The organism is Streptomyces spongiae (assembly GCF_009377185.1).
GTDB lineage: Bacteria > Actinomycetota > Actinomycetes > Streptomycetales > Streptomycetaceae > Streptomyces > Streptomyces spongiae.
In genome coordinates this window covers 1-5,260 of record NZ_VJZC01000656.1, presented here as the reverse complement: position 1 = coordinate 5,260, position 5,260 = coordinate 1, and the positions used below count along the sequence as shown (strand labels likewise).

Sequence of the window (5,260 nt, the reverse complement as noted above, 5' to 3'; positions counted from 1 at the left end):
CTGCCGAGGGCCGGGGCCGGGCGGGGTGGTGGCCTCCGGTTGCCGGGGAGCGGGAGCGGTCGTGGGGGTGGTTTGCGGATGCCCGGCTTGTCGTCCTCGTCGGGCCGTGGCCGTACGCCGCCGACCGCGACAGCGGGCCCCGGCGTCCCTACCGTGCCGGCGAGCCCCGCCGCGGGGCCGAACGGTCAGCCTTCGCTCGGGAGTGCCCCCGACCCCGACGGCTTCCTGCCCCTGGTGAACTCCGCGCGGGCGAGGGCCGGTTCACCCGCTGTGGTGCTCGACGCGCGGCTCGTGGCGGCGGCCCGGGAGCATGCGGCGGGGATGGCGGCGCGGGGGCGGCTCGCCTCCGAGGGTGCGGACGGGCGGTCCGTGTTCCAGCGGATCACGGCGAGCGGCTACGCCTACCTCACGGTCGGCGAGCACCTGGTGTCCGGCCCGCGCACACCGACCGAGTTCGTGGAGTACTGCCTGGCCGACGAGCGGACCCGTGGCACACTGTGCGAACCGGCGTTCACCGACGCCGGTTTGGCGTACGTCTCCGACGGGCGCTCGGGCGATGTGTACTGGACGGCCGTGTGGGCGCGGCCCTTCACTCCGGACTGCCTGACGCGGACGGCGGCCGAGGTCGTCGCGCTCACCAACGCCGAGCGGGCGTCGGCGAGGCTGGCGCCGCTGGCCGGCGACCCGCTCCTCACCGACGCCGCCCAGGCGCACAGCGACGACATGGTGGCGCGCGCCTTCTACTCACACACCTCCCCCGACGGCAGCGAGCCCTGGCACCGGGCCGCCGCCGCGGGTTCCACCCGGCGCATGATCGGCGAGAACATCGCCTGCGGGCAGCGCTCCCCCGCCGAGGTCGTCCGCGGCTGGATGGACAGCCCGGGCCACCGGGCCAACATCCTCAAGCCGGACTTCACCCACATAGGCATCGGCTTCGCCGGAGGCGGCTCGGCGGGCACGTACTGGACGCAGTTGTTCGGCGGCTGACGGCTCACACCTGGTCGAGTTCCCGCGGTCCGTACAGCGCGCCCGCGGCTCCGGTGGCGAGGGCCCAGTAGCGGTCACCGTAGGACCAGTGCCACCACTCCGTGGGGTAGTTGACGAGACCCGTGGCGGTGAGTGCGTCACTGAGGACGCGCCGGTTGGCGCGGGCCTCCTGGCCGACGTTGGCGGCGTCCATGTAACAGGCTCCGTCGCTCTCTTCCGGGCTGGCGTTCACGCGGGTGCCCATGTCGAGTTCCCGCCCGTCGGCGGAGACGAGGGTGAGGTCGACGGCGGCGCCGGCGCTGTGCGGGGCGATCTCCGGCGGTGACACATAGCGGCTCGCGGCGGCGTGCACCCGAGCCGGGGACCAGTCCGGGTTGGCGGCGCGCAGTTCGTCGGCATAGCTCTCGAAGTAGTGGCGCTGGAGTGCGGGCGGGCGGTATCCCTCGACGAAGAGCAGCCGTATGCCGTCCGGAAGCACGTCCTGCGCTTTGAGGAGACGCGCCAGTACCTGCTCCCGCAGATACGCGAACGCGCCCGCCGGATCCTCCTTCCGCATGTCGACGACCAGGGACTCCTGGAGCCGGAGGTCGACGAGTGGTTCTCCGCAGTCGGCCACGGGAATCGCCGCGACCCTGGGGTCCGACATCAGCACGATCTCGTTCGTCATGCCTGTGATCCTCGCCCAGGACCCGTCCGGCGATGCTCGTTCCGCCGATCCTGTCCGGAAGGCGTCGGGGCGGGGTGGTGGAGCGCTCCCACGTGCGCCTCCTTCTCCGCCAATTCACCCGTGTCCCATGCAACCCGACTGATCATCCCGCGCGTAGAGATGGTGCCGACGCCCCGACGAGCGGCGGCGCGCTGTGCGGGCGTTCCGCTCAGCGGACAGGGAAATGGGAGAACCAGCAGATGGATTCACGAACGGTGGGTACGGGCGCGGTGGCGGCGCTGGGCGCGGTCGCCTTGTCCCTCCTGGCGGTCCCCGCCCACGCCACCGACGCTTACGATGCCGTCGCGGCGGGCCGAACCACCACCCGGGCCGTCACGGCGCCCGTCGCGGACGGGTTGCCCGTCGGCGAGGGGTTGGCCGCGCCCGACACCGCGGGGTTGCGGGAGGTGCTCCGTACGGCGCTGACGCAGGGGGCGCCCGGCGCGATGGCGCGGATCGACGACAGCGGCACGGTGCACGAGGTCGCGGAAGGTGTCGCCGACAAGTCCACCGGTCGGGCCATCAGCGCGGCCGACCGCTTCCGCATCGGCAGCGTCACCAAGACCTTCTCAGCCGTCGTCCTGCTGCAACTGGTCGACGAGGGCCGGATCGACCTCGACACCTCGGTGAACACCTACCTGCCGGGTCTGCTGCCGGACAACCGGATCACCGTACGGCACGTCCTCAGCCACCGCAGCGGGCTGTACGACTACACGAACGACATGTTCGCGAAGACGGTCCCCGGCTTCGAGGCGGTGCGCACCAAGGTGTTCGGCTACCGGGAGCTGATCGCCCTGTCGCTGAAGAAGCCGCTCACCAACACGCCCGGGGCCGCGTACGCGTACTCGAACACCAACTTCGTCGTGGCAGGCATGCTCATCGAGCGGGCCACCGGCCGCCCTGTGGGCACCGAGTACGAGGACCGCGTCATCAACCCGCTCCACCTCACCGACACCTTCTACGTCCACCCCGAGACCGCGATCCCCGGTCAGCACACGAAGGGCTACCTCAAGCCCGACGAGACCGGTGCGCCGCTCGTCGACTCGACCACGCAGACCCTGTCCTGGGCGCAGAGCGCGGGCGCGATCGTCTCCAGCGCCCGTGACGTGAACACCTTCTTCTCGGCGCTGATGGACGGGAAGCTCATGTCGGCCGCCCGGTTGACGCAGATGCAGGGGTGGACGACGGTCAACAGCTCGCAGGGGTACGGGCTCGGACTGCGCCGCCGCGATCTGTCGTGCGGGGTGTCCGTGTACGGGCACACCGGCACCGTGCAGGGCTACTACACGTACGCCTTCACCTCCAAGGACGGCAAGCGCAGTGTCACGGCGCTCGCCAACACGTCCAACAACGGCACGGTGCTGAACACCATGGCGCGCACGCTGGAGTCGGCGTTCTGTGGAAAGTCCGGGGCCACCGCCAAAGCGGCCCCGGCACGGCGTCTCAGTCGCTCGTCAGGTTGAGGTCCGTCCATTCGGGGGCCAGCCGGACGTACCGGATGGTGCGGCGGTGGTGTGTGTAGGCGATGTGCAGGGTGCCGTCCGGGCTCTGGGTGATCGACGGGTACGACAGCTCACGGTTCAGCCCGTCGCGGGAGTTGTTGGTGAGGCAGTGGCCGTCGCCGGTCTCCAGGTCGTGGCGCCGGGGCCAGGTAAGGCCACCGTCGGAGGAGACGGCGAGGCTGAGCGGGGCGCGGGGGGCGCCCCAGAAGGCGTCGCTGGACGGCTCGGCCACCGCCTGCTCGTCGGCTCCCTCGTCCTCGATGTCGTCGTACAGCGACACCCTGCGCGCCACGGCGTCCGCCGCGCTGCTGTGGTTGTACGTGAGGGCGAGGCGACCGTCGGCGAGGACGGTGTACTGGATCGAGGAGTTGTTGTTCGGCACGGCGAGCGGTTCGGGCTCGCTCCAGGTCTCTCCTCCGTCGTACGACACACTGCGGTGCACGGCGTCGGCGCGGCGGCTGCGGAACAGGGCGAGGAGTGAACCGTCGGACAGGGGGCGGATGTTCATGTGGACGAGTCCGGTGGAGCAGGGCACCGGGCGTTCGCTCCAGGTGTGTCCTCCGTCGTCGCTGATCATCACCGCGCTGGTGTCGCGGTCACCCGTCCAGGGGGCGTCGGGTGGTGCGACGCAGCGGAAGATCGGCAGCAACATCCGGCCCGTTTCCGGGAGTTGGACGACCGGTTGGCGGACGAACACGCCTCCCTCGAACAGGGTGCGCGAAGGTCCCCAGGTGGCTCCCCCGTCCGCGCTGACACGCAGCCGTACCTCGGCGGTCTCCTGTCGGCCGCCGAGTTGGGCGGTGTGCAGGAGCCACAGGTCGCCGGAGGGGGCGGGGAAGAGGAGCGGGTTCTGTTCGGAGCGGGTCGGGTCCTCGGAGAGCCGGACCGGGTCGGTCCACCGGTCGGCGCCCGCGGCGAGCCGCGAGACCCACACCGAGATGTCGGAGACCCCCTCCAGGGTCCCCGCGAACCACACGCACCCGAGATCGCCGCCGGGCAGCACGGTGAGGTTGGCGGCGTGGTTCTGCACGACGGGCGCGGCGAGGTGGGCTTCGGCGCGGCCGGGTTGGCCGGGGTGGGGGCGGAGGACTCCGTCGGCGATGACGGCCACGGGCGCATCCGCCTGCGCCTCAGTCTCCGTGCCCTTCTCCATGCCCGTCGCCGTCCCCTTCTCCGTGCTCTTCTCCCCGTCCTTCGCCCTGTCCTTCTCCGTGTCCATCTCCGTGTCCATCTCCATGCCCGTCATCGGGTGTCTCCCTCGGCGCGCGCCGCCGTCAGGTGGCTGGCCGCCACCTGTTCCAGATGGACCAGGTCGCAGGCGACCGTGGCGAAGGTGAAGCCCTCGGTGAGTCGCTTGGCCGCGGCCGCGCCGTCCCCGTTGTGGATGCCCGCGGCGATGCCGGCCGCGGCCGCCGCCGTCCGCACCGTCACCAGTGCGGCCTCGAACTCGGCGGCGACCGCGGGGTCCGTGGACGTCGCCCCGCCGATCGCGATGCGCAGGTCGGAGGGGCCGACGTAGACGCCGTCGAGGCCGTCGGTGGCGCAGATCTCCTCGACGTTGGCGAGCCCTTCTGCCGTCTCGATCATCGCGAGGACGACGGTCTCCCGGTGGGCGTCGGCCGGGTTGGGGCCGATACGCAGGCCCGAGCGCATCGGCCCGTACGAACGACGGCCCAGCGGGGGGTAGCGCACGGCGGCCACCGCGTCGGCGGCGTCCCGGGCGTTGTCGATCAGTGGGACGATCACTCCGGCGGCGCCCGCGTCGAGGGCCTTGCCGATCGGCATGGGGTCGTTCGCCTCGACCCGGACCAGGCCGACGGCGGTGGAGCCCTTGGTGTCGATCGCGGTCAGTGAGGCCAGCACACCCGCGTACTCGAGGAGGCCGTGCTGGGCGTCGAGGGCGACGTAGTCGTAGCCGAGGCGGGCGATGCGTTCGGTGGAGACCGGGGAGTCGAGGACGGACCAGTAGCCGACGAGCGGTTCGCGGGCGCGCAGGAGGGCCGCGAAGGCGGCGGGGGTGCCCGGGGCGGGAGTGCCGGGGACGGCGTTCATGAAGGGCTGGCTC

The 5,260-nt window shown here is 71.8% G+C and carries 5 protein-coding genes; 2 read left to right on the top strand and 3 right to left on the bottom strand.

The window, feature by feature from the left end:
• Positions 1 to 987: CAP domain-containing protein (locus FNH08_RS43910; protein ID WP_152777098.1), on the top strand; the 987-nt coding region annotated here is incomplete at its 5' end.
• 4 nt (positions 988 to 991) lie between these two features.
• Here the strand turns inward: FNH08_RS43910 and FNH08_RS43905 are convergent.
• Positions 992 to 1,654, bottom strand: a complete 663-nt coding sequence (locus tag FNH08_RS43905) for a M15 family metallopeptidase (RefSeq protein ID WP_152777097.1) — start codon at positions 1,652 to 1,654, stop codon at positions 992 to 994.
• 239 nt (positions 1,655 to 1,893) lie between these two features.
• Between FNH08_RS43905 and FNH08_RS43900 the strand changes: the two genes are divergently transcribed.
• The gene (locus FNH08_RS43900) at positions 1,894 to 3,156 is read left to right on the top strand and encodes a serine hydrolase domain-containing protein (RefSeq protein ID WP_152777096.1); all 1,263 of its coding nucleotides are present in this window, start codon (positions 1,894 to 1,896) and stop codon (positions 3,154 to 3,156) included.
• Here FNH08_RS43900 and FNH08_RS43895 read toward each other — a convergent pair.
• Complete coding sequence (locus FNH08_RS43895) at positions 3,137 to 4,441, bottom strand: sialidase family protein (RefSeq protein ID WP_228034741.1); 1,305 nt, start codon at positions 4,439 to 4,441, stop codon at positions 3,137 to 3,139. The two genes, FNH08_RS43900 and FNH08_RS43895, sit on opposite strands and share 20 nt — an antisense overlap.
• A complete protein-coding gene (locus FNH08_RS43885; protein ID WP_152777095.1) occupies positions 4,438 to 5,247 on the bottom strand; it encodes an HpcH/HpaI aldolase family protein in 810 nt (269 codons plus the stop codon). Before FNH08_RS43885 ends, FNH08_RS43895 begins: the two co-directional genes overlap by 4 nt.
• Positions 5,248 to 5,260: the final 13 nt, after the last annotated feature.